This window comes from Blautia acetica, from assembly GCF_038739805.1.
Taxonomy (GTDB): domain Bacteria; phylum Bacillota; class Clostridia; order Lachnospirales; family Lachnospiraceae; genus Blautia.
In genome coordinates this window covers 201,981-224,915 of record NZ_JBBEWO010000001.1, presented here as the reverse complement: position 1 = coordinate 224,915, position 22,935 = coordinate 201,981, and the positions used below count along the sequence as shown (strand labels likewise).

The 22,935-nt window shown below is 43.3% G+C and carries 22 protein-coding genes; 4 read left to right on the top strand and 18 right to left on the bottom strand.

Going from position 1 to position 22,935, the window contains the following annotated elements:
- Positions 1-188: 188 nt before the first annotated feature.
- Positions 189-1,688, bottom strand: a complete 1,500-nt coding sequence (locus WBS51_RS01090) for a L,D-transpeptidase family protein (protein ID WP_294459549.1) — start codon at positions 1,686-1,688, stop codon at positions 189-191.
- Between the two features lie 179 nt (positions 1,689-1,867).
- Between WBS51_RS01090 and WBS51_RS01085 the strand changes: the two genes are divergently transcribed.
- Positions 1,868-2,785: a radical SAM protein gene (locus WBS51_RS01085; protein WP_173747407.1), complete on the top strand. Its 918-nt coding sequence runs from the start codon at positions 1,868-1,870 to the stop codon at positions 2,783-2,785.
- Positions 2,786-2,887: 102 nt separating this feature from the next.
- On the opposite strand, the gene tpiA is transcribed toward WBS51_RS01085, so the two are convergent.
- From tpiA to gap, 3 genes are all read right to left on the bottom strand, one after another.
- Entirely contained in the window at positions 2,888-3,637 is a 750-nt protein-coding gene (gene tpiA, locus WBS51_RS01080) for a triose-phosphate isomerase (RefSeq protein WP_173747406.1), read from the bottom strand.
- 51 nt (positions 3,638-3,688) lie between these two features.
- Positions 3,689-4,882 carry a phosphoglycerate kinase gene (locus WBS51_RS01075; RefSeq protein ID WP_173747405.1) on the bottom strand — a complete coding sequence of 398 codons (1,194 nt, stop codon included), beginning with the start codon at positions 4,880-4,882 and terminating at the stop codon, positions 3,689-3,691.
- Positions 4,883-4,985: 103 nt separating this feature from the next.
- On the bottom strand, positions 4,986-6,005 hold the full coding sequence (gene gap / locus WBS51_RS01070; protein WP_173747404.1) for a type I glyceraldehyde-3-phosphate dehydrogenase: 1,020 nt from the start codon (positions 6,003-6,005) through the stop codon (positions 4,986-4,988).
- A gap of 249 nt (positions 6,006-6,254) precedes the next feature.
- On the opposite strand from gap, the gene WBS51_RS01065 reads away from it, so the two are divergent.
- Positions 6,255-7,055, top strand: coding sequence for a histidinol-phosphatase HisJ family protein (locus WBS51_RS01065; RefSeq protein WP_294459545.1), 801 nt, complete (start codon positions 6,255-6,257; stop codon positions 7,053-7,055).
- A gap of 84 nt (positions 7,056-7,139) precedes the next feature.
- Here WBS51_RS01065 and mnmA read toward each other — a convergent pair whose 3' ends face one another.
- Genes mnmA through WBS51_RS01045 form a run of 4 tightly spaced genes read right to left on the bottom strand, consistent with a single transcriptional unit; the run spans position 7,140 to position 10,371 of the window.
- Positions 7,140-8,225: a tRNA 2-thiouridine(34) synthase MnmA gene (gene mnmA / locus WBS51_RS01060; RefSeq protein WP_173747402.1), complete on the bottom strand. Its 1,086-nt coding sequence runs from the start codon at positions 8,223-8,225 to the stop codon at positions 7,140-7,142.
- Positions 8,225-8,668, bottom strand: a complete 444-nt coding sequence (nifU, locus tag WBS51_RS01055; protein ID WP_173747401.1) for a Fe-S cluster assembly scaffold protein NifU — start codon at positions 8,666-8,668, stop codon at positions 8,225-8,227. The genes mnmA and nifU overlap by 1 nt, the downstream gene beginning before the upstream one ends.
- Before the next feature lie 41 nt (positions 8,669-8,709).
- Positions 8,710-9,903 (bottom strand): cysteine desulfurase NifS, encoded by a 1,194-nt coding sequence (nifS, locus tag WBS51_RS01050; RefSeq protein ID WP_294459543.1) that lies wholly within the window; start codon positions 9,901-9,903, stop codon positions 8,710-8,712.
- Positions 9,904-9,918: 15 nt separating this feature from the next.
- On the bottom strand, positions 9,919-10,371 hold the full coding sequence (locus WBS51_RS01045; protein WP_294459542.1) for an RrF2 family transcriptional regulator: 453 nt from the start codon (positions 10,369-10,371) through the stop codon (positions 9,919-9,921).
- A gap of 130 nt (positions 10,372-10,501) precedes the next feature.
- Here WBS51_RS01045 and WBS51_RS01040 point away from each other — a divergent pair, with 130 nt between their 5' ends.
- Together WBS51_RS01040 and WBS51_RS01035 are read left to right on the top strand one after the other, a co-directional pair.
- Complete coding sequence (locus tag WBS51_RS01040; protein ID WP_173747398.1) at positions 10,502-11,821, top strand: polysaccharide biosynthesis protein; 1,320 nt, start codon at positions 10,502-10,504, stop codon at positions 11,819-11,821.
- 109 nt (positions 11,822-11,930) lie between these two features.
- Complete coding sequence (locus WBS51_RS01035; RefSeq protein WP_294459539.1) at positions 11,931-12,962, top strand: 3-deoxy-7-phosphoheptulonate synthase; 1,032 nt, start codon at positions 11,931-11,933, stop codon at positions 12,960-12,962.
- Positions 12,963-13,035: 73 nt separating this feature from the next.
- Here WBS51_RS01035 and xerD read toward each other — a convergent pair whose 3' ends face one another.
- From xerD to spoIVB, 10 genes are all read right to left on the bottom strand, one after another.
- Positions 13,036-13,920 carry a site-specific tyrosine recombinase XerD gene (xerD, locus tag WBS51_RS01030; protein ID WP_173747396.1) on the bottom strand — a complete coding sequence of 295 codons (885 nt, stop codon included), beginning with the start codon at positions 13,918-13,920 and terminating at the stop codon, positions 13,036-13,038.
- Positions 13,921-14,102: 182 nt separating this feature from the next.
- Positions 14,103-14,654 (bottom strand): stage II sporulation protein M, encoded by a 552-nt coding sequence (locus WBS51_RS01025; protein ID WP_342694032.1) that lies wholly within the window; start codon positions 14,652-14,654, stop codon positions 14,103-14,105.
- A gap of 117 nt (positions 14,655-14,771) precedes the next feature.
- Positions 14,772-16,331, bottom strand: a complete 1,560-nt coding sequence (gene rny, locus WBS51_RS01020) for a ribonuclease Y (RefSeq protein WP_291681988.1) — start codon at positions 16,329-16,331, stop codon at positions 14,772-14,774.
- 115 nt (positions 16,332-16,446) lie between these two features.
- Positions 16,447-17,049 carry a regulatory protein RecX gene (locus tag WBS51_RS01015; RefSeq protein WP_294459537.1) on the bottom strand — a complete coding sequence of 201 codons (603 nt, stop codon included), beginning with the start codon at positions 17,047-17,049 and terminating at the stop codon, positions 16,447-16,449.
- 14 nt (positions 17,050-17,063) lie between these two features.
- The gene (recA, locus tag WBS51_RS01010; RefSeq protein WP_291682009.1) at positions 17,064-18,155 is read right to left on the bottom strand and encodes a recombinase RecA; all 1,092 of its coding nucleotides are present in this window, start codon (positions 18,153-18,155) and stop codon (positions 17,064-17,066) included.
- Positions 18,156-18,641: 486 nt separating this feature from the next.
- Entirely contained in the window at positions 18,642-18,896 is a 255-nt protein-coding gene (locus tag WBS51_RS01005; RefSeq protein ID WP_173747389.1) for a spore coat protein, read from the bottom strand.
- A 15-nt stretch (positions 18,897-18,911) separates the two neighbouring features.
- Positions 18,912-19,097, bottom strand: a complete 186-nt coding sequence (locus WBS51_RS01000; protein ID WP_173747388.1) for a hypothetical protein — start codon at positions 19,095-19,097, stop codon at positions 18,912-18,914.
- A gap of 84 nt (positions 19,098-19,181) precedes the next feature.
- Positions 19,182-20,627 carry a glycogen synthase GlgA gene (glgA, locus tag WBS51_RS00995; RefSeq protein ID WP_294459535.1) on the bottom strand — a complete coding sequence of 482 codons (1,446 nt, stop codon included), beginning with the start codon at positions 20,625-20,627 and terminating at the stop codon, positions 19,182-19,184.
- 89 nt (positions 20,628-20,716) lie between these two features.
- Entirely contained in the window at positions 20,717-21,511 is a 795-nt protein-coding gene (spo0A, locus tag WBS51_RS00990) for a sporulation transcription factor Spo0A (protein ID WP_173747386.1), read from the bottom strand.
- Between the two features lie 205 nt (positions 21,512-21,716).
- Positions 21,717-22,910, bottom strand: coding sequence for a SpoIVB peptidase (gene spoIVB, locus WBS51_RS00985; protein WP_294459533.1), 1,194 nt, complete (start codon positions 22,908-22,910; stop codon positions 21,717-21,719).
- Positions 22,911-22,935: the final 25 nt, after the last annotated feature.

The window sequence follows — 22,935 nt, the reverse complement described above, 5'->3', positions numbered from 1 at the left end:
TTCATTTATTCTGTATATAATGTATATTTATTCAACTGCTATGCATTATATCAGCTTTTCTCTCTCTTTGCAAGCGAAAAATATGCCAAAACCGCTGTGCATTTCTAATCTGTAAATATCAAATATATACATATCAGCTGCACAGCGGCCTCTTTCACCTATTTTTATGCATAGAATGATGCATAATATTAATACACAACAACAGGCGTATTCACTTCAATATTTTCATAAATCGTTCTCACATTCTCAAGAGGTGTATTAATACAGCCATGAGAACCATTGTAGAGGTAAATATCACCTCCGAATTCACTTCGCTTGGTCAGATCGTGAATCCCGATTCCTCCGTTAAAGGGCATCCAGTAATTCACGGGTTCTTCATAATCAATGCTTCCATCCGGCTTCTTTCCAACCAGCGTAAAGGGGCTGGCTTTATCTTTCAGCCTCCAGACACCTCCTGCCGGGGTTCCGTTTCCTTTGTTTGGATTTCCGGTTACTACAGGAGTATCTACCAGGCATACATGGTCTTTATAAAACCACATACGCTGCTCACTGATAGAAATTTCCACATAGGTTCCGTCAATGTCGTTTCCGCCATGAGTCTGTCCCTTGTACAGCCAGGTAGCTTCCAGTTCCTGGCTCTTGCCTTCATTCAAAGCAGCCATAAGCGCTTCTGTCGTCTTGTCCTGCCACACTCTCCAGCCATAGTCCCCGCCGGTCAGATGTACCGTGGCGCCTCCGGAAGTCTGAAAGTCCCTTGCCTTGCCGTAAGTATTATATTTTTCAGACCAGCCGATAACTACTGGTTTTACGACACTTTCATCAAAACTGTAACTGCCGTCCTCTCCTTTTTTCAGCCAGGATTTCAGCATGTCTCTGGTAATGGTTTCCGTACCGCTGCCAAAATTCACACTCAGTTGTACACTGGTCAGCGTATTCAGTCTGTCCGCCTCCTGTTTCAGCGCTTCATCTGTCTGCAGCACTGTCGACTTCAAATAACAGTCTGCCTCTTCCAAAGAAAGAGTTTCCTTTCGTGTATCCACTGCCTCTTTAATAGCAGCAACCGTCTTTTCCTTATCCAGTGCCGTTCCCAACACTTCCGGAACAATCACATACGAGGTTCCGTTATCTTCTATGGAAGCATTCTGGGGCTGGGTCACATTGGCATCCTGCAGACACTGCAGCTGGTCGATTGCACTGGTCAGGCTGGCCTCATCATAAGAACTGTCCATACTGACTTTATAAGTTTTGTCTCCAAAAATCTGCACAGGCCAAATCCAGGAATTTTGCTTCTCCTTGGTCTTTTCCAGACCTTTATCGTCTTTATATGTGAGCTTTATCGTATCCCCGCTGATAATTTCCTTTTTATCGTCTTTTTCCTGAATGGTAAGCGTATAAGTTTCGGAAGTTTCCTTAACGTCCTTTTTCACTTCTGCCACAGTCTGTCCGCCGCATTTCACGCCATTAATTTCCGTTCCGGGGTAAAATCGATTCTGATAGTACACAGCCCCAGCCACATAACCTGCTGCCAGAATGCATACCGCTGCCGCCGCTGTTCCCACAGCAATTTTCTTGCCGGAACCCCTCTTCCTTTTTGTTTTCTTTACACCTTTTTTCTCTTTTTTCAGTCTTTCATCCGCTTTTTTCAAGCTTTTCAATTTTTCTTTCTTATTGTCTTTTTTCCCTGACATGAATATAAACATCCTTTTTCTCTGCTTTTCCAAATTTCTCCGGTTCACATACACTATTTTACTCCAAAAAATCCCAAAAAGAAACCCTTTTCTGGTTTTCTCTTGAAATATCCCTAAAGTTTTTATATGATGAAAAAAGCATAAAACAAAATTTATCAGGAAAGGTGAACATCTATTTTATGAAACAAGTACTTGAACATCCTCTTCTTTCCACTTCCCACTGTCGGCTCTGCCCCAGAAACTGCGAAATTGACAGAAACCATCGTGTTGGCTACTGCGGCTGTTTCTCCACCGTGAAAGCGGCCAGAGCTGCCCTGCACTTCTGGGAAGAGCCCTGTATCAGCGGTACCAAAGGCAGCGGAGCCGTTTTCTTTTCCGGGTGTACCTTAAAATGCTGCTTTTGTCAAAATCACGCCATCAGCAGCGGACAAATCGGAAAAGACTTGACGCCCCAACGTCTGGGAGAAATTTTTCTTTCGCTTCAGGAACAGGGCGCGCACAATATTAATCTGATAACTGCTACCCATTTTCTGCCTCAGATTCTTCCTGCTCTGGAACTGGTAAAAAATCGTCTGACCATCCCTGTTGTCTATAACACCAGCGGATATGAGAAACCGGAAATGATTGATTTACTGAAAAACTATGTGGACATCTGGCTGCCGGATTTAAAATATTTTGATTCAGCACTTTCCCTGCGCTACTCAAAAGCAAAAGACTATTTTGCCTTTGCCGGTCCTGCCCTTATCAAAATGGTACAGCAATGTCCCTCTCCTGTTTTTGACAGTCAGGGCATTCTGCAAAAAGGAGTTATTATACGCCATATGGTACTTCCGGGCTGTAAAGAAGATTCCATAAGACTCCTTACCTGGCTGCAGGAAACACTTCCCAAACACAGCTTCCTGCTCAGCCTGTTAAGCCAGTACACGCCTTTTTATAGAAGCAGCGATTATCCTGAAATCAACCGGCGCATTACCAGTTATGAATACAACAAAGTCCTGGACACTGCCATCGCCCTGGGACTGACCGAAGGGTTTATGCAGAAGAAAAGCAGCGCAAAGGAGGAATATACACCGCCTTTTGATTTGGAAGGGGTGTAAGAGTTCTTGAAAAAACTTTTCTGCTATACAAAAAAGACCCTGCACAGAATTTTCCATACAAGGTCTCTCTTTCCGTTGTTACATAATATCCATCGCTTTTGATTATTTATAGTTTACGATTTTACCGAAATCTGGTTTCAATGCAGCGCCGCCAACTAAACCGCCATCGATATCTGCCTGTGCAAATAAATCCGGAGCTGTTGCAGCATTTACAGAACCGCCGTACTGAATACGGATAGCTTCTGCAGTTGCTTCGTCATACACTTCTGCAATACATGCACGGATAGCCTTGCAAACTTCCTGTGCCTGCTCTGTAGTTGCTGTTTTGCCTGTTCCGATAGCCCAGATTGGCTCATAAGCGATAACCGCTTCTTTCGCCTGCTCTGCAGTAATTCCCTGGAATCCAACTTTTACCTGCTGACGGATAAAGTCCATAGTTACGCCCTGCTCTCTCTGTTCCAGAGTTTCGCCGCAGCACATAATCGGTACTAAACCGTGCTCAAATGCTTTGTGCATTTTTTTGTTAATGTCTTCGTTTGTTTCACCGAAATATTCTCTTCTCTCGGAATGTCCTAAAATGACATATTTTACACCTGCATCTACTAACATGTTTGGTGAAATTTCGCCTGTGTAAGCGCCTTTTTCTTCAAAGTACATATTTTCTGCACCCACCTGAATGTTACTGCCTTTTACAGCTTCTACAACCGGTACAATATCAATAGCAGGAACACAAAATACCACGTCTACTTCTTCATTTGCCACCAGTGGTTTCAATGTGTTTACCAGTTCAACAGCCTCACTTGGAGTCATGTTCATTTTCCAGTTTCCAGCAATAATTTTTCTTCTTGCCATGGGAATAACCTTCTTTCTTATATTTGGTGTCTTTTAAAGCCCGACCCTGACTTATTTATCGTTTGCTGCTGCAACGCCTGGGAGTTCTTTTCCTTCCAGGAATTCCAAAGAAGCACCGCCGCCTGTGGAAATATGTGTCATTTTGTCGCCATATCCCAGAATATTTACAGCTGCTGCAGAGTCACCGCCACCGATGATAGTTGTTGCATCTGTTTCAGCCAGTGCTTTTGCCACTGCTGCTGTTCCGTGTGCAAAGTTCGGCATTTCAAAGCAGCCCATTGGTCCATTCCATACAACTGTTTTTGCGTCTTTTACCGCGTCACAGAAAAGTTTTTCTGTTTCAGGTCCGATATCCATACCTTCCCATCCTTCTGGGATTTCGCCGCTCTTAACAATCTGGATGTTGCAGTCATTGGAGAAAGCATCTCCGATTCTGTGGTCTACAGGAAGAAGTAATTTCACGCCTTTTTCTTTTGCTTTTTTCTGCATATCAAGGGCATACTGTAAATAATCATCTTCACACAGAGAAATACCAATGTTTCCGCCTGCTGCTTTGGAGAAAGTATAAGCCATTCCTCCGCCAATGATTAAAGTATCCACTTTATCAAGCAGGTTGTTGATAACAGAAATCTTGCTGGAAACCTTTGCGCCTCCAAGAATTGCAACAAATGGTCTTTCCGGATTGTTCACTGCATTTCCCAGGAAATCGATTTCTTTCTGCATTAAGTAGCCTACTACTGCTGTGTCAACGAACTGTGTAACACCTACGTTAGAGCAGTGTGCACGATGTGCTGTACCGAATGCGTCGTTTACAAATACATCGCAAAGAGAGGCCAGTTCTTTTGAGAAAGCTTCTCCGTTCTTTGTCTCTTCTGCTCTGTAACGTGTGTTTTCCAGTAAAACAACTTCGCCGTCTTTCATAGCGTCTACCGCTGCTTTTGCGTTTGGTCCTACCACTTCCGGATCAGCTGCAAATGTTACTTCCTGTCCTAATAATTCAGACAGACGTTTTGCAACCGGGGCAAGAGATAATTCCGGTTTTGCTTCTCCCTTCGGTTTCCCAAGATGGGAGCAGAGAATTACTTTGCCGCCGTCAGCAATCAATTTTTTAATCGTAGGAAGAGCTGCTACCAGGCGGTTTTCATCTGTAATTTTACCTTCCTGTAAGGGTACGTTAAAGTCACAGCGAACCAGGACTTTTTTTCCTTTTACGTTAATATCGTCAACTGATTTTTTATTGAGCATTAAAAAATGCCTCCTTTTCCTTATTCTTCGGGTCTGAAAAAACGAAAGGGATCCGGCCCACAATAGACCGGACCCCTTCCTGAGCCTTTATAAATACTTGAAATTATTTGTTTAATAATTTTCCGAAGTATTTGATTGTTCTAACCATCTGGCTTGTGTAAGAGTTTTCGTTGTCATACCATGATACAACCTGAACTTCTGTTGTGCCGTTGTCTAATGGAAGAACCATTGTCTGTGTAGCGTCGAACAGAGAACCGAATCTCATACCAACGATATCACTGGATACGATTTCATCTGTGTTGTATCCGAAAGATTCTGTAGCTGCTGCTTTCATAGCATCATTAATCTGTTCTTTTGTAACGTTTCCTTTTACAACTGCTGTTAAGATTGTTGTAGAACCTGTAGGTGTCGGTACACGCTGAGCAGCGCCGATTAATTTTCCGTTTAATTCAGGAATAACTAATCCGATAGCTTTTGCAGCACCTGTGCTGTTAGGAACAATGTTTACTGCTGCTGCACGGGAACGTCTTAAATCACCTTTTCTCTGTGGTCCGTCCAGTGTCATCTGATCGCCTGTGTAAGCGTGAATTGTGCACATAATACCGGACTGGATTTCAGCTAAGTCATTTAATGCTTTTGCCATAGGAGCTAAGCAGTTTGTTGTACAGGAAGCTGCAGAAATGATGTTGTCATTTTCTGTTAATGTTTCATGGTTTACATTGTAAACGATGGTAGGAAGGTCGTTTCCAGCCGGAGCGGAAATAACAACTTTCTTAGCGCCTGCATCAATGTGAGCCTGTGCTTTGTCTTTAGATGTGTAGAATCCTGTACACTCCAGAACTACGTCTACACCGATTTCTCCCCAAGGAAGTTCAGCTGCATTAGCTTTTGCGTAAATTTTGATTTCTTTTCCGTCAACTGTGATGGAATCTTCACCTGCTGTTACTTTATCAGCTAATTCATATCTACCCTGAGTAGAATCATATTTCAGTAAGTGAGCTAACATAGCTGGAGATGTTAAGTCGTTGATTGCAACGATTTCAAATCCTTCTGCTCCGAACATCTGTCTGAATGCAAGACGTCCAATACGTCCAAAACCATTAATTGCTACTTTTACTGCCATGATTTTCATTCCTCCTAAAAGTGATTGATTTATATGGGAGTTCTTTAACAGAGTTTAGCTTTAAAGCCTAACTTCGTTAAAGAAACATCAACCTTGTCCATATTGTACCTGTTTTTATCCAAAAATTCAAGTCTATTTTCAAAATTCCTTTTTATGAAATAGCAATTTCCTGTAATACCACTTGAAACCCCTGCAAATCAGCGTTTATAATGTAGAAAAAAGCATATTTTACAGTAAAGGAGTTTTGCCATGTATTATGATTTTCATCTGCATACCTCTTTTTCCAGTGACAGCCAGGCTCCTATGGAGTCCATGATTCAAAGAGGCATTGCCCTGGGGCTTCCCGGTATCTGCTTTACAGAACATATGGATTTGGATTTTCCCCCGGGAGAGCTGAACTTTCTGGTTGATTTGCCTGCCTACGAAAAAACCTGCCGGGAACTGAAAGAAAAATACGCAGATACCATCTCTGTGTTTTTCGGTCTCGAAATGGGACTTCAGCCTCATTTAAAAAAGGAAATTCCGACCCTTGCCACTTCTTCTGACTTTGACTTTCTCATCGGCTCCGTCCATGTAGCCGACCGTCTGGATCCCTATAAGAAAGATTTTTATGAGGGCAGAACCCAGTACCAGGCCTACCATCGGTATTTTGAAGTGGTTCTGGAAAACCTGAAAACTTTCTCCTGCTTTGATACCTGTGGGCATATTGACTATGTGGTACGCTACGGCCCTGAGAAAAACAAAGATTATTCTTACCGGGCTTACAGGGATATTCTGGACGAAATTCTCAAAACTCTGATTGAAAAGGGCATTGGACTGGAATGTAACAGTGCGGGCTTTAAATATGGACTGGGTCACCCAAACCCCACAGAGGATATTCTGACTCGCTACCGGGAACTGGGAGGGGAAATTCTGACGCTGGGCTCTGACGGCCATGCACCGGAACATATGGCTTACGATTTTCCAAAAATGGGCGAACTGCTAAAAGCCTGTGGATTCCGGTATTATACCATTTTCAAAAAGAGAAAACCGGAATTTATAAAGCTTTAAAACCAAATTTCCAGTCTCAAAAAGGCTGCCGTATCAGACGATTTTCCTCTGATACAGCAGCCCTTTTTCTTATCTGCCTATTCTTTATGCTTTTCCCAGAATAATGCCGCCTCCTGCCACATATTCGCCCTGATAAAAGACGACAGCCTGTCCCGGCGTGATGGCTCTTTGAGGTTCTTGAAAAGTCACTATTACCTTTCCGTCACCTGCATCCTTTAGTGTACAAGGTGCACCCGAATGATTATAACGAATTTTTGCTGTAAGATTTCTGCCCTCCTCCAGCTTTTCCATGGCCATAAAATTCACCCTGTCGCAAAGCAGACTATATACGAATAAATCTTCATTTTCTCCAATGACTACCTCGTTGCTCTCAGGACGGATTTCCGTCACAAAAACGGGATGACCCATGGCAAGATTCAAACCTTTTCTCTGGCCAATGGTGTAATGGATAATTCCCTGGTGCTGCCCGATAACACTGCCGTCTTCCAGGACATAATTACCCTTTTCTGTTTTTCTGCCTGTATGCTCCTCAATAAAACCTGCATAGTCATTATCCGGCACAAAACAGATTTCCTGACTGTCCTTTTTATGTGCCACGGGAAGTCCGGCTTCCTCTGCCATACGGCGGATTTCGTCTTTTGTGTAGTCTCCCACCGGCATCAATGTTCTGGAAAGCTGTTCCTGTGTCAGATTATAAAGCGCATAGGTCTGGTCTTTTTTTGCAGTAACCGAATTGCGGATAGCATACCTGCCGTTTGGCAGCTGTTCCACTCTGGCATAATGTCCGGTAGCAATGTAATCGGCGCCAATATCCAGACTTCTCTTTAAAAGGGACTCCCATTTCACATAACGGTTACAGGCGATACAGGGATTGGGTGTTCTGCCCTCCAGATACTCTCTGGTAAAGTAATCAATGACATTTTCTTTAAACTCTTTTCTGAAATTCATGACGTAGTAGGGAATATCCAGCACTTGAGCTACTCTTCTGGCATCGTCTACGGCGCTCAGACCGCAACAACCCCCGTTTTCTTCCTGAAACTCCCGGTCTTCCTCCTGCCATATCTGCATGGTAACGCCAATAACATCATACCCCTGCTGTTTCAAAAGCCAGGCTGCCACAGAGGAATCCACACCGCCGGACATCCCTACCACTACCTTTTTCTTTGCCATTAATATTCTTCCTCTTCTTCCTCTTCGCCCTCATGAATGTCAGATTTCGGTTTGGTCAGTCCCTCGATTTTGATTCCATTCTTTTCCGCATAATCCCATAATGCTGCATGAATAGCCTCTTCTGCCAGCAAAGAACAGTGCACCTTCACTGGCGGAAGTCCGTCCAGCGCTTCCATAACCGCTTTATTGGTTATCTGCAGTGCTTCCTGAATGTTTTTTCCTTTTACCAGTTCTGTTGCCATGCTGCTAGTGGCCACTGCTGCACCGCATCCAAAGGTTTTGAACTTACAGTCTCTGATAATCTGGTTTTCATCAATATCCAGATAGATACGCATAATATCTCCACATTTTGCATTGCCTACAGTCCCCACACCACTGGCATTTTCGATTTCTCCTACATTTCTTGGATTCTGAAAATGGTCCATAACTTTTTCACTGTACATAATAAATTCCTCCGTTTATTCAAAAAATTCTCTTATTTTTCTTACTGTTTCTGTTTTTCCTGTTTTCTTACAAAATCTTCATATAACGGGGACAGTTCCCGCAGTCTTCCCACGATTTCTTTTATCTGCTCCAGAGTGTAATCCAAGTCTTCCTTCGTAATGTCTTCCCCAAGAGTCAGACGCAGAGAACCGTGTGCAATCTCATGAGGCAGGCCGATAGCCAGAAGTACATGAGAAGGGTCTAAGGAACCGGAAGTACATGCAGAACCACTGGAACCTGCAATTCCTTTCATATCCAGCATAATCAGCAGGGATTCCCCTTCGATAAACCGGAAACTGAAATTCATATTATTCGGAAGACGTTTTACCGGGTCTCCGTTTAATTTTACATAAGGAACCTCTTTTAAGACTCTCTCAATAAGATAATCTCTCAGTTCTCTTTCCTTTTTTGTGCGCTCTTCCATGCTCTCTGCCGCTCTTTTGGCAGCCACACCATAACCTACAATTCCCGGTACATTTTCAGTTCCGGCTCTTCTCTTTCTTTCCTGGGCACCGCCGTGTACAAAAGAACGGATTTTCACGCCCTTGCGGATATAGAGAAAGCCGATTCCCTTGGGTCCGTTAATCTTATGGGCACTGGAACTTAACATATCAATGTTCATCTCGTCTACATCAATGGGAACCTGACCAAATGCCTGTACTGCGTCGGTATGGAAAAGTACCCCATGTTCTTTTGCAATCATACCGATTTCCTTCACCGGCTCAATGGTTCCGATTTCATTGTTGGCAAACATAACAGAGATCAGAATCGTTTCTGGACAGATGGCTTTCTGCAGTTCCTCCAAATCTACCAGACCGTTTTCATCTACATCCAGGTAGGTGATTCTGGCGCCCTGTTTTTCCAGATATTCGCAGGTATGCAAAATCGCATGGTGCTCAATTTTCGTAGTAATGATGTGATTGCCCTTGCCTGAATATGCTTCAAAAGCCGCCTTTAACGCCCAGTTGTCAGACTCACTGCCGCCTGCGGTAAAATAAATTTCTTCCGTTTTTGCGCCAATCACCTGTGCAATCTGCTCACGGGCCTTTGTAATAGCCTCTTTACTTCTCTGTCCAATTTCGTAAATACTGGAAGGATTTCCGTAATCCTCTGTAAAATAAGGAAGCATGGCATCTACTACTTCTTTAGAAGTCTTTGTAGTTGCTGCATTATCCAGATAAATTCTCGTCTTCATAATCTTCATCTCCTATTAATCACATTTTTGCACTTTAATTTGTCCTTTTTCCCGCACCTTGCGGCTTTCTTCTACCAGTTGGCTTATCATAATGGAATCCACTGTTTCCTGAATACTTCGATTAATTCTCTGCCAGACATACCGGGTCACGCATAAGTCTTCTCCCTGACAGTGAAGGTTATTTCCCTCGCCGCAGGAAACTGCCTCCAGGCTGCCCTCCAAAGCTCTTAGCACATCTCCTACCGAAATTTCATCTGCCGGCTTTGCCAGTCTGTAACCACCCTGGGCTCCCCGGACGCTGACCACCAGTCCCTCTTTCTTCAGCTTGCGCACAAGCTGTTCCAGATAATTGTCGGAAATGTTCTGTCTGACAGAAATACTTTGTATGGACACTGCCTCTTCATCACTATACAGCGCCAGGTCAATCATCGCCCGCAGACCATACCTGCCCTTTGTGGAAAGTTTCAATTTATCGCCTCTTTTCAATTCCTACTATTTTAGTCGGATTTCTAATCTGGAAGTAGAATATCACCTTTCCTCTGTTCTGTCAAGCACCTTTTGGGAATATATTTAGGAAAAAGGAAAAATCGGTGAAACTATGAACGACAGGCATCTGCTTTTAAAAGGAACCCTGCTCTTAACCCTCTCCGGATTCCTGACAAAAATTCTGGGATTTATTTATAGAATATTCCTCTCCCAGGTGATTGGTGCGCAGGGCATGGGAATCTACCAGCTTATTTTCCCCATCCATACCCTGTGTTTTGCCCTCTCTGTAGGAGGGATTCAGACCGCAATCTCCAGATTTACAGCCGCAAGAGCTGCCTTAAAAGACGAGCAGGGAGCCAGAGATATTTTTCTCCTTTCCACCTTCCTGTCCGTTTTGATTGCATTGCTGTCCTCTTTTTTCCTGTACCGTCATGCCTCCTGGTTTGCAGTGCACATTCTCTTGGAAGAAAGCTGTACTCCCCTTTTAAAAATCATGGCTCTTTCCATTCCCATGGGAACTTTTCATGCCTGTGTCAACGGCTACTGCTTTGCCCGGAAAAAACTGGCCGTTCCGGCTGCTGCGCAGCTTCTGGAACAGTGCGCTCGTATTGGCACTTCCTATCTTCTTTTTCTTATTCAGACAGAACAAGGAATTTCCCCTACACCCGCCCTGGCTGTCAGCGGACTTCTGGGCGGAGAACTGGCCTCCATGGTGTTCTCCGGATTTTTTATTCTTTTGGATTATAAGAAACAGCAATATTCTTTGCGCTTTATGAAATCGCCTTTTGCAGATATAAAAGCCATTGTCTGTCTCTCCTTTCCTCTGACCTGCAACCGGCTTTTAGTCAATCTGCTGCACAGTATCGAGTCTGTGCTCATCCCCGGACATCTTAGGCTGTATGGACTGGACAATGCCTCTGCCCTTTCTGTCTATGGGACTCTCACCGGAATGGCTCTGCCGCTGATACTCTTTCCCTCTGCTATTACCAACGCCGTTTCTACGGTTTTGCTTCCCTCTGTAGCCGAGCAGCAGGCTGTTGGCAACCGCAACCACATCCGGCGCAGTATCTTTCTTTCTATGAAATACTGTCTGCTTTTAGGGGCAGCGTCTACTGCCTTTTTCTATTTTGCAGGCAATTTCCTGGGGCTGCTTCTTTTCAAAAGCGAGTTTGCCGGAACCTTTATCAAAATCCTGTCCTTTATCTGTCCCTGCCTGTACCTCTCCGGTACCCTGGGCGGCATTTTAAATGGTCTGGGGCTGGTAAACCAGAGTTTCCTGCTGAATACCCTGGGGCTTGGAGTCCGTCTGGCATTTGTCTGCCTGGTCATTCCAAAATACGGCATTATCGGATACCTTTGGGGACTGATTGTCAGCGAACTTTTGTCCACACTTTTGTCTGTTTATTTTCTTCGCGATTATTTTCATACATAATCGCTTTAAAGTTTTGAAGTATTTTGTACAAAACTATCGACAATACTGTTTTCTTGTATTATAATTTGGTTTTGAAGAATATTGATTACGAAATACAAAGGAGACTGCCATGAGTTTTTCATTCGTCAAACAACTCCCCACCCCGGATGAAGTCAAAGAACAAATTCCGGTACCCGAAAAATTAAAAAAAGCGAAAGCCATCCGTGATACCATGATTCAGGATATTTTCACCGGAAAATCAGACAAATTTCTTGTCATTGTAGGTCCCTGCTCTGCAGACAACGAGGAATCTGTCTGCGAATACACCAACCGCCTGGCCCGTCTGCAGGAAAAAGTAAAAGAACGTGTGGTACTGGTACCCCGTATTTATACCAACAAACCGCGCACCACAGGCGAGGGCTATAAAGGCATGCTGCATCAGCCTGACCCAGAAGCTAAGCCTGACGTTCTGGCCGGTATTCTGGCTATTCGCAGAATGCACCTGCGTTCTCTTGCCGAAACAGGTCTGACTTCCGCTGACGAAATGCTTTATCCCGATAACTGGCATTATCTTTCTGACCTACTTTCCTACGTTGCCATCGGCGCCCGTTCTGTAGAAAATCAGGAGCACCGCCTTATGGTCAGCGGCCTGGACATTCCGGCAGGTATGAAAAACCCTACCAGCGGTGATTTCTCCGTTATGATAAATTCTGTGATTGCAGCACAAGCCGGACACGATTTTATCTCCAGAGGCTGGGAAGTGGCTACTGAGGGAAATCCTCTGACCCACACCATTTTAAGAGGCGCCGTCAGCAAACATGGCAATACGATTCCCAACTATCATTACGAAGATTTGCAGCGTCTTCTGGATATGTACCGGGAAAAAGACTTGGCAAATCCTGCTGCCATCATTGATGCCAACCACTCCAACTCCGGCAAAAAATTCAAGGAGCAGATTCGCATTGTAAAAGAAGTACTCCACAGTCGTCTGGTCTCCCCGGATATCCGTAATCTGGTAAAAGGCGTTATGATTGAAAGTTACCTGGTAGAAGGAAGCCAGAAAATCGGTCCTGACCACGTTTACGGCAAATCTATCACAGACCCCTGCCTTGGCTGGGAAGATACCGAAAAACTCATCTATACCATTGCAGAACTCTGCTGATATCCGTACAAAACAAAACCCTTTGAGCGTATACCTTTCTCTTGGCATACCCCAAAGGGCTTTTTCTTGCTTTTTATCTTCTGGGGTGCGCTTTCATATACACATCCCGAATCTTATTCATGTTCATATTCATGTAAATCTGGGTGGTGGAAATGTCTGAATGTCCCATCATTTCCTGAACACTTTTTAAATCCGCACCATTCTGTACCAGATGGGCGGCAAAAGAATGGCGCAGGGTATGAGGTGTAATGTCCTGCTGAATACCTGCTGCCTCCGCATAGCTTTTCAGTACCTTCCAGAACCCCTGACGGCTCATAGATTTCCCGGAACAGTTTAAAAACAACATTTCACTTTCCTGAGAACCTAAAAGTTCTGCCCTGGCCCCTTCCATATAATGTTCCACAGACCTTTTCGCAGCACTTCCAAATGGAATCACTCGCTCCTTCTCCCCGCTGCTGCAGGTAATATATCCCAGTTTCAAATTAATATCTTTTAAGGTAAGGCTGATTAATTCACTTACTCTGATACCAGTGGCATACAAAAGTTCCAGCATAGCTCTGTCCCGGATTCCCTTTGCCGTGTTTTCCCGCGGCTGCTTCAAAAGCAAATCCACTTCATCTATCGTGAGAATACCAGGCATTTTTTTCTCTATCTTCGGTGCTTTCAAATGCTCAGCCGGATTTTCTTTCCAGCTTCTTGTCTGACATAAAAAATGAAAAAACGCTCTGATAGAAGCAATACTTCTGGAAATAGATGACGCTGCAAAATTCTTTCTCTCCATGTACATAACATAAGAGTTCAAAAGTGTGGCATTGACTTGCTCTACACTCTCTATTTTCTCCTCTGTCAAAAAACGCTCCAGCTTTTTCAAATCACGTTCATATGAAACTTCTGTATTTTTGGAAGTGCCTCTGGTATTATGTAAATAGCCAATAAACTCTTCTATTTCGCACTTCATATTTCATTCCCCTTCTGTAGGCATAGTTTGATTATATATCATATATCACACAAAAATCAAACCTTAATTTAACAAAAATCCCTGTTTTTAAAAGGTTTTCCCCTTTTACACAACATATCGAACGATTATTTTTACTCAAATACCACATGTGGTAAGTTGCTAAATATTAATTTTTTATGAACTCAAACCCATTTTTTCCAAATATAGTTTAAAAGATTTTGATTAACATAACTTTCCTGCCAGATTCCCAAAAGCAGGCACACGGCTGCCAAGGAAAGAAAAAAGAAATAGGCCCGATAGTCTGCCGACTCTCTTTTCCGGTTTCCCCAAAATTTCTGACTCATCTGTATTACAGAAAAGAAAAAAATCAACCAACCCGGAACATAAAAAAACATCTGGGGCACAAAGGATATAATTCCCAGGAAAATTCCCCGAATACCGTAATCCAGCAAAAATGTTGTCATAAGACTTCCCGCCAGAAATCCAAACCAGATAAGACTCATGGCAACCAGCGGAACTCCCACCGCAGTCAGACCACAAATGGTTCCAAATCCAAAAAAGACTCCTCTTCTTACCAGCAATTCTCCGAAAAGACCTGCCTTTTCTGTCTCCTTCTGCACTGCATCCGCCAGATATATGGACAAAAGACTGCTCTGATAGCCCGTCTTCTCAAAAAGCAGATTCGTGCACACAATTCCCGCTGCAAACCCTGCCATATATAATATGGAAAACATTTTACTATATTTTTTCATTCTCTTCACCCATTACAGTCTATGTTTTCCCAAAAGAAAAAAGACCCCGGATTACTCTCCCTTGGGGTCTTTTCTTTTTCATCGTTTCAGTCGATTTTATTACTTGGCATAATCTACAACTCTTGATTCGCGGATTACGTTTACTTTAATCTGTCCCGGATATTCCAGTTCTGCTTCAATCTGTTTGGAAATGTCTCTGGCCAAAAGTACCATATCCGCATCTGTAACATGCTCCGGTACTACCATAACACGAATTTCCCTTCCTGCCTGAATAGCAAAAGATTTATCTACTCCCTTAAAGGAGTTTGTAATGTCTTCTAACTGTTTTAATCTGTTGGTATAAGTTTCTAAAGTTTCTCTTCTCGCACCTGGTCTTGCCGCAGAAATTGCGTCTGCAGCCTGTACAATACAGGCAACCAGGGATGTAGGTTCCACATCGCCGTGATGGGACTCTACAGCATTAATCACAATCTGTGATTCTTTATATTTTTTACATAAGTCAGCACCAATCTGAATATGGGAGCCTTCTACCTCATGGTCGATAGACTTACCAATGTCATGGAGCAGACCTGCTCTTTTCGCCATTCGTATATCTGTTCCTACTTCGCCTGCCAGCAAACCTGCCAGCTGTGCCACTTCGATAGAATGTTTCAATGCATTCTGTCCGTAGCTGGAGCGGAACTTCATGCGGCCCAGAAGACGAATGAGTTCCGGATGAATACCATGGACACCAACTTCCAGTGCCGCTGCTTCTCCTTCTTCTCTCATCATAGATTCAACTTCTCTTTGAGCCTTTTCAACCATTTCTTCAATTCTTGCCGGATGAATACGTCCGTCTACAATCAATTTTTCCAGAGCAATTCGGGCTACTTCTCTTCGGATAGGGTCAAATCCGGATAACACCACAGCCTCAGGAGTGTCATCAATAATCAAATCCACACCTGTCAGCGTCTCCAGTGTTCGGATGTTTCGTCCTTCACGTCCGATGATACGACCTTTCATCTCATCACTCGGAAGCTGTACAACAGAAATTGTCGCTTCTGCCACATGGTCTGCTGCACATTTCTGAATCGCAGTTACTACATACTCTTTCGCCTTTTTATCGGCTTCTTCTTTTGCCTTGCTTTCCAATTCTTTGTAAAGCTTGGCGGTGTCAATTTTTACTTCGTCTTCAACAGTTTTCAACAGATAATCTTTTGCCTGTTCGGAGGTCAGACCTGAAATTCTTTCCAGTTCCTGTACTCTCTGTCCTTGTAATTCATCGACTTTCTTTTCTTTTTTCTTTAATTCTGCTTCCTTTGCTGTGTACTCGGCTTCTCTTCTCTCCAAAGCATCTGCTTTCTTATCAAGAGCCTCTTCTTTCGACAAAACACGTTTTTCGTACTTCTGAAGTTCGTTTCTTCTCTCTTTTGTCTCTTTTTCCAACTCGTTCTTGGTTCGGAGATTTTCTTCTTTTGCTTCTAAGAGAGCTTCACGTTTTTTTGTTTCAGCAGTCTTCAATGCTTCATCTATAATGCTTCTTGCTTTCACTTCCGCTGTACCGATAGTTTCCGCATCTTTTTCCGCTTTTTTCTTCACTGAAATATTTGCAGTCACCGGAATGGAAATCAGCAGTGAAACAGCTACAGCAACAATTGCAATTATTACATAGCTTATCACAGGAGCACCTCCTTATTTAGTTTTCATTGTACGGATACAACAGTATAATTTTATACTGAATTTTGAAAAAAGTCAACAGAAAACCATGAAGTAAAAACCGTATTTCTGTGTAATTTCACAATTCGCGAAAAACTGCCAAAATATCAGAAGAAGAAAAACCTTTCCGCATAAAAAAGCCATATAACCGCTGCTTCTCTTTTTCCTCCAAAGGGCCTTCCCCTCTTCGTTTTTTCTTCAGCATCTGCCGGATGACACTCCTGGAATCTGTCTTTTCCTCTGCTTCTTCAAAGGCCTGCTGTATAATTTCTGAGGATACGCCTTTTTGTACAAGTTCCATGCGGATTCTCGCCATACCTTTTCGGCTCTTTTGATTTTCTATATACATGGCTGCATAGCGGGCATCGTCAATATAGTGGAAGGATTCCACATAATCCAGAGCCGCTTCCACGGCTTGGACGGGATAACCGCTCTGCTCCAGTTTTCTTCTTAAATCTGCTTTTGTCCGGTCCATTTTCTGAAGAAGGTGCATGGCTCGAAGCTTTGCCCTCTTTGTGAGCACCTCCTCCACCAATTCCCGGTATACTTCCGGAGAAAGTTCCCGCTCCTCTTCGATTCCATAGCGGGACAACTCACCCCTGTATAAAACAAAGGTCTCCTGCCCGTCAAGTTCCACCTGAAACTTCTGTTTTGTTACAGCTTTTATCTCTGTAACCGTCATGGAAGTTCCCCTCCTTAATCTTCTTTATTACGCTCTGCAGGCTGAAGACCCTCTACGGATTTCTCCGTATTTGTACTGTCTGCATTCTGCGCCTCCGCGCCTTCTTCTTTCGGAATCAGACTATAGAATTCTCTCACTTTCTTTTCGATTTCTTCGGAAACTTCCGGATTTTCTTTTAAATATTTCTTGGCATTTTCACGTCCCTGTCCAATTTTTCCGTCATTATAAGCATACCATGCACCACTTTTATTCACTACGCCGATATTAGCCGCCAAATCCAAAATATCCCCTTCTCTGGAAATTCCTTCTCCAAACATAATGTCAAATTCGGCTTCCTTAAACGGAGGCGCAATCTTGTTTTTTACGACTTTGATTCTGGTTCGGTTTCCTACCATTTCTCCGCCCTGTTTCAGTGTCTCAATTCTGCGCACATCCATACGGATAGAAGAATAGAATTTCAGTGCACGTCCACCCGTAGTAACTTCCGGATTTCCAAACATAACACCCACTTTTTCACGAAGCTGGTTAATGAAAATAACAATACAGTTGGATTTGCTGATATGAGCTGTCAGCTTTCTCAAAGCCTGTGACATAAGACGTGCCTGAAGCCCCACATGGGAATCTCCCATATCGCCTTCAATCTCTGCCTTTGGCACAAGTGCGGCTACAGAGTCCACAATGATAATGTCCACAGCGCCGGAACGCACCATGGTTTCTGTAATTTCCAGAGCCTGCTCGCCATTGTCCGGCTGGGAAATGTATAAATTGTCGATATCTACTCCGATATTTTTTGCATAAGCAGGATCCAGAGCATGCTCCGCATCAATAAATCCTGCAATTCCTCCTCTTTTCTGTACCTCTGCTACCATATGAAGAGCTACGGTTGTCTTACCACTGGACTCCGGTCCGTAAACCTCTACAATTCTTCCCTTTGGAATCCCGCCCAGACCAAGGGCAATATCCAGACTCAGCGCACCTGTAGGAACGGTTTCCACATTCATATTGGCTGTGGAATCTCCCAGTTTCATCACAGAACCTTTTCCAAACTGCTTTTCAATCTGTGCCAGTGCTCCATCCAGAGCCTTTAATTTATCTTCTTTGACCATCTGTGCCATATTTAATCTCCTTTTCCTGCTGCTCTCAAACCACGAACTTATGTTCGTTTATATATTTCATGATAGTACACTTTTCCCTGCTTGTCAACTGTTTTTCACAGAAATCACCTGCCTGTCTTTTATTTTTATAAGGTGGATTTTGCGGCGAATGCCGTCTGAAACTGAAAGGTTGGAGCTGTCACAGGAAGCCATATTCTCGATATGGGCTAAATGTGACAGACTCAGAAAATGTTTTAAAGGTGTTTTTAGTATGAACCCATTTAGAAGTTCTGTCAAGAGGAAATCAATCCATAATAGAATTTGTCTTCTCTGCCGCAAACACAACTTTCTGCTTTTTTCTCCATTGTACATTCTTTCTCCCCATTTCTCATGACAATAGAAAAAGAGTCCCTGCAAACAGAGCATCTCTTTTTCTCTGTCCTGCAGCAGACTCTTTTCCCTTTTCGGTCTATTTCCCGAATTTGTTTTTCTTCTCTTTTACATTCCCGGCTGACTCAGTACGGAACGCACATGGGCTACTTCCTCCGGCTTTGCACACGCAGCCGGAACGTAATAACTTTTGGCTCTGGCAATCTGATAGATTTCCTCCTGAGACATTTCACACTGATTCCGCATTTGTTTTAACGCCTGTTTCAACTGCTGGTTCTCTGTCTGGCTAATCATTTCTCCATAGCGCACCAATTCTCCGTTAATTCCTGCCAGGGTATCTGCTACCATTGTCTTATCTGTCATTTTCTTTCCCTCCTGCTACTGTAAAAACTGCATTAACTGCTGCTTGCTTTCCATTGCACACTGTGCGGATTTCTGGAAAAACTGTTTTACCTGCGGATCCTGTGCCTCATGGGCATAGTCCTGCATTTTGCAGTGGGTAGTTTCAAAGCCGCCGATTAAATGACGCAGATTCTGTAAATCAAGTACCGAGATTTCTGTCATAGCATTTTCCTCCTGAATGTTTTTTGTTCACATTCTTAGTATGGCAGAATTCTCATTTTCTATAACAGGATTCTTTTGCTATTCTCAGCCGCCGATTAACCAGCTGTACATTTCTTCATATTGTTTTGCAGAACTTGCCCAGGAGAAATCCTTGGCCATGGCTCTGTCTACCAGTTTGTTCCATTCTCTCTTCTTATCATAGTAAACAGATTCCGCATAACGAATCGTGCCCAGCATTTCATGGGCATTGTAATTTGTAAAGCTGAAGCCTGTACCTGTACTTTCGTACTCATTGTACGGCTGCACTGTGTCTTTTAAGCCTCCTGTTTCTCTTACAATGGGAAGCGTACCGTAACGAAGGCTCATAAGCTGGCTCAAGCCGCAGGGTTCAAATAAGGACGGCATCAAAAACGCATCACAGGACGCATAAATTCTGTGTGACAGTCCGTTGTCATAGAAAATATTGGCAGATACTTTTCCCTGATATTTCCATGCAAAATGACGGAACATGTTTTCATACCGTTCTTCACCGGTTCCCAGAACCACCAGCTGGATACTGTCCTGGCACAACTCGTCCATTACATAATTTACCAAATCAAAGCCCTTCTGGTCTGTGAGACGGGAAACCACACCAATCATCATTACCTTGGGGTCTTCCTGCAGTCCCAGTTCTTTTTGCAGGGCCAGTTTATTTTTCACTTTTTCTTTCCGGAAATTCTTGGCATTGTAATTTTTCGCCAGAAATGTATCTGTTTCCGGATTGTATTCTTCATAATCAATACCGTTTACAATTCCCCGCAAATCATGGGCGCGGGCTCTTAAAAGGCCGTCCAGATGTTCTCCGTAAAACTCCGTCTTAATCTCTTCTGCATAAGTATTGCTGACGGTGGTAATGGCATCGGCATAAACCAGTCCGCCTTTTAACAAATTAGCGTCTTTATAAGCTTCCAGTTTATCCGGTGTAAAGTAGTAAGCCGGCAGACCGGTCAGTTCCCGAATGGTCTTAATATCCCAGGTTCCCTGGAATTTCAGGTTATGTATGGTCATAACAGTCTTAATGCCCTGATAGAAAGAACCGCCCTGGAAACTGTCTTTTAAATATACCGGAATGAGGCCTGTCTGCCAGTCGTGGCAGTGAATAAGGTCCGGACGGAAATCAATGACCGGAAGTATAGACAGGGCTGCCTTTGAGAAAAAGGCAAATTTTTCAATATCAAAACGAATGTCTCCGTATGGCTGATAGCCTGAGAAATAATATTCATTGTCAATAAAATAATACTGGATACCTTCGTGAACCAGCTGCATAATCCCTACATATTCCCGTCTGTAGCCAATATCCATGTAAAAATGGGTCACATACTGCAACTGGTTTTTGTATTCTTCTTTCATGCATAAATATTTGGGAATAATCACACGCACATCATACTCATTTTTATCAAAGCATTTCGGCAAAGCTCCCACTACGTCCGCTAATCCCCCTGTTTTTATAAACGGAACTGCCTCTGATGCCACAAATAATATTTTTTTCACTGAAACACCCTCCTTGCAAATCAAAGCTTTATTCATATTATACCCCATTTTTTATGCAAAGAAAAGTTATTTTTCCCCTCTGTTTCAACTTATTTCCTGTATTCCAGACGTATTTTGTCGGCAATCAGGGCGATAAATTCGGAGTTTGTGGGCTTGCCTTTTCCCGTACTTACAGTATAACCGAACAGTTCATCGATAGTATCCATCTTCCCTCTGCTCCAGGCCACCTCAATGGCATGGCGTATGGCTCTCTCCACTCTGCTGGGTGTGGTCTGGTGTTTTTTTGCAATGGTAGGATAGAGAATTTTCGTAATTGAATTCAGCATTTCCATATCGTTTACAGACAGAATAATGGCATCTCTCAAATACTGGTAACCTTTAATATGGGCCGGTACACCAATTTCATGAATAATATTGGTAACGTCCGCCTCCAGGTTTCTCTCATAATAACTGCTGTCACTCTCATATGCATTCACTTTTCTTAAATCCCGTCTTCTGTTGTCCCTGGCCTGTCTTACATGCTTAATTCTGGATAAAAGCATGTCATTATCAAAAGGCTTCAGAATATAGTAATTTGCTCCCAGCTGAAACGCGTCCTCCGTAATCTGTTCTTGTCCTACAGCAGATACAATAATAAAAGCCGGGTGTTTTTTCAAATTGGTATCTTTGCTGACTTTTTCCATAACGGTCAGCCCGTCTACTTTCGGCATGATAATATCTAAAAGTACAACATCCGGTTCTTTTTCTTTGATAATATCGTAAATTTCGGCGCCGTTATTAGCATGCCCTACTAATTCCAGCTCTTTGTCTTCGTTAATAAGATTCCCCAATAAGTCCAACATTTTTTCATTGTCATCTGCTATAGCGACATTTAACTTCTCCATTACTCATCCTCCATCTGTTTTGTTACAACTCTATTCTCCAGCATATGACGGGCGCCCTTTTGAATCGCCATATCTGAAGACTATTAGTATTATATTATCACTTCTTTTCAGAATCAAGCTAAATCATCTTACAACTTATGTTGTATTCTGATAGTTTTCCTATTTATTCGACATTTTTTCGTTTTTTTCCATTACTTTCGCCAGCTTACCACAGCATATTCTCGATAAAAATTCCGTATCCTTTGGTAGAATCCTGTACAAAAACATGGGTTACTGCGCCTACCAGTTTTCCGTTCTGCAGAATGGGGCTGCCGCTCATTCCCTGAACAATTCCGCCGGTTGCAGCTAAAAGCTCCGGGTCTGTGACGCGCAGAACAAAAGCCTTGTTGGTATCTGCCCGCTCTCTGTAAATGTCGGTTATCTGGATTTCATAAGATTTCACCTCTCCTTCCACACAGGTAAGAAGCTCTGCACGTCCCTCCTGTACTTCCTGTTTATAGCCGATTTCCGTCTCTTTTAAGCACAACTTTTCCGGCTGCTCCACTCTGCCGAATATTCCGATTTCCGTATTCTTTTCTATAGTGCCGATTTTCCTGTCCTTCTGGTATTCAATGTAGCCGGAGAGTTCCCCCGGTGTGCCTTTTACACCTTTGACAATCGACATAATCTGTGCCTGGTAGAGTTCTCCGTCTTCTATGTCCAGAAGTTCTCCTGTGTCCGTATCACTGATACCATGCCCCAGGGCGCCGAATTTTCCTTCTGTGTCTACATACGTCATGGTTCCGATTCCCTGTGTATTATCCCGCACCCAGATACCCAGCTTATAACTGTCATCCTCTGCCAGTACAGGCGTCAGCGATAAGGGGATTTTTTCTCCTCCCCTGTTTACCAGCAGCTCCATGGCTTCTCCTTTACTGTCATGAATCTGCTGAATCAGTTCTTTTTTTCCGGATATAGGCGTGCCGTTGACCTCCAGAATATAATCCCCTGCTTTGGCAATATTTGCGGCAGGTCTGCAGGAAATACCGTCTTTTTGCAGAATTTCCCCGGTGTCTACCACCAGAACGCCCTCTGTCTCCATGTAAAGCCCCACAGGTACACCGCACACGGCAACGCTTTTTTCTTCCATGGTCTGCACCTGAACCTCTTTGATTGGAAGGATTCCAAAAAGGGAACAGGAAATCCGGTAGCTTCCCCGGTCCGATACGTCAATCGTATCCGGATAAGTAAGCAAAGGAGAATCCAGCGCACGGGAAAGTTCTTCCTCCTGTCCCGCATGAATATACACGGTATTCGGAATACTGTTTTGCAGATGGCGAAATCCCAGCACACCTGCGGCGAAAATATCCGCTACTAATAATACGATAAGAAACCGGCGATAATTACGTTTCTTTGACAAAAAATCACAACCTTTCTGTATAGAA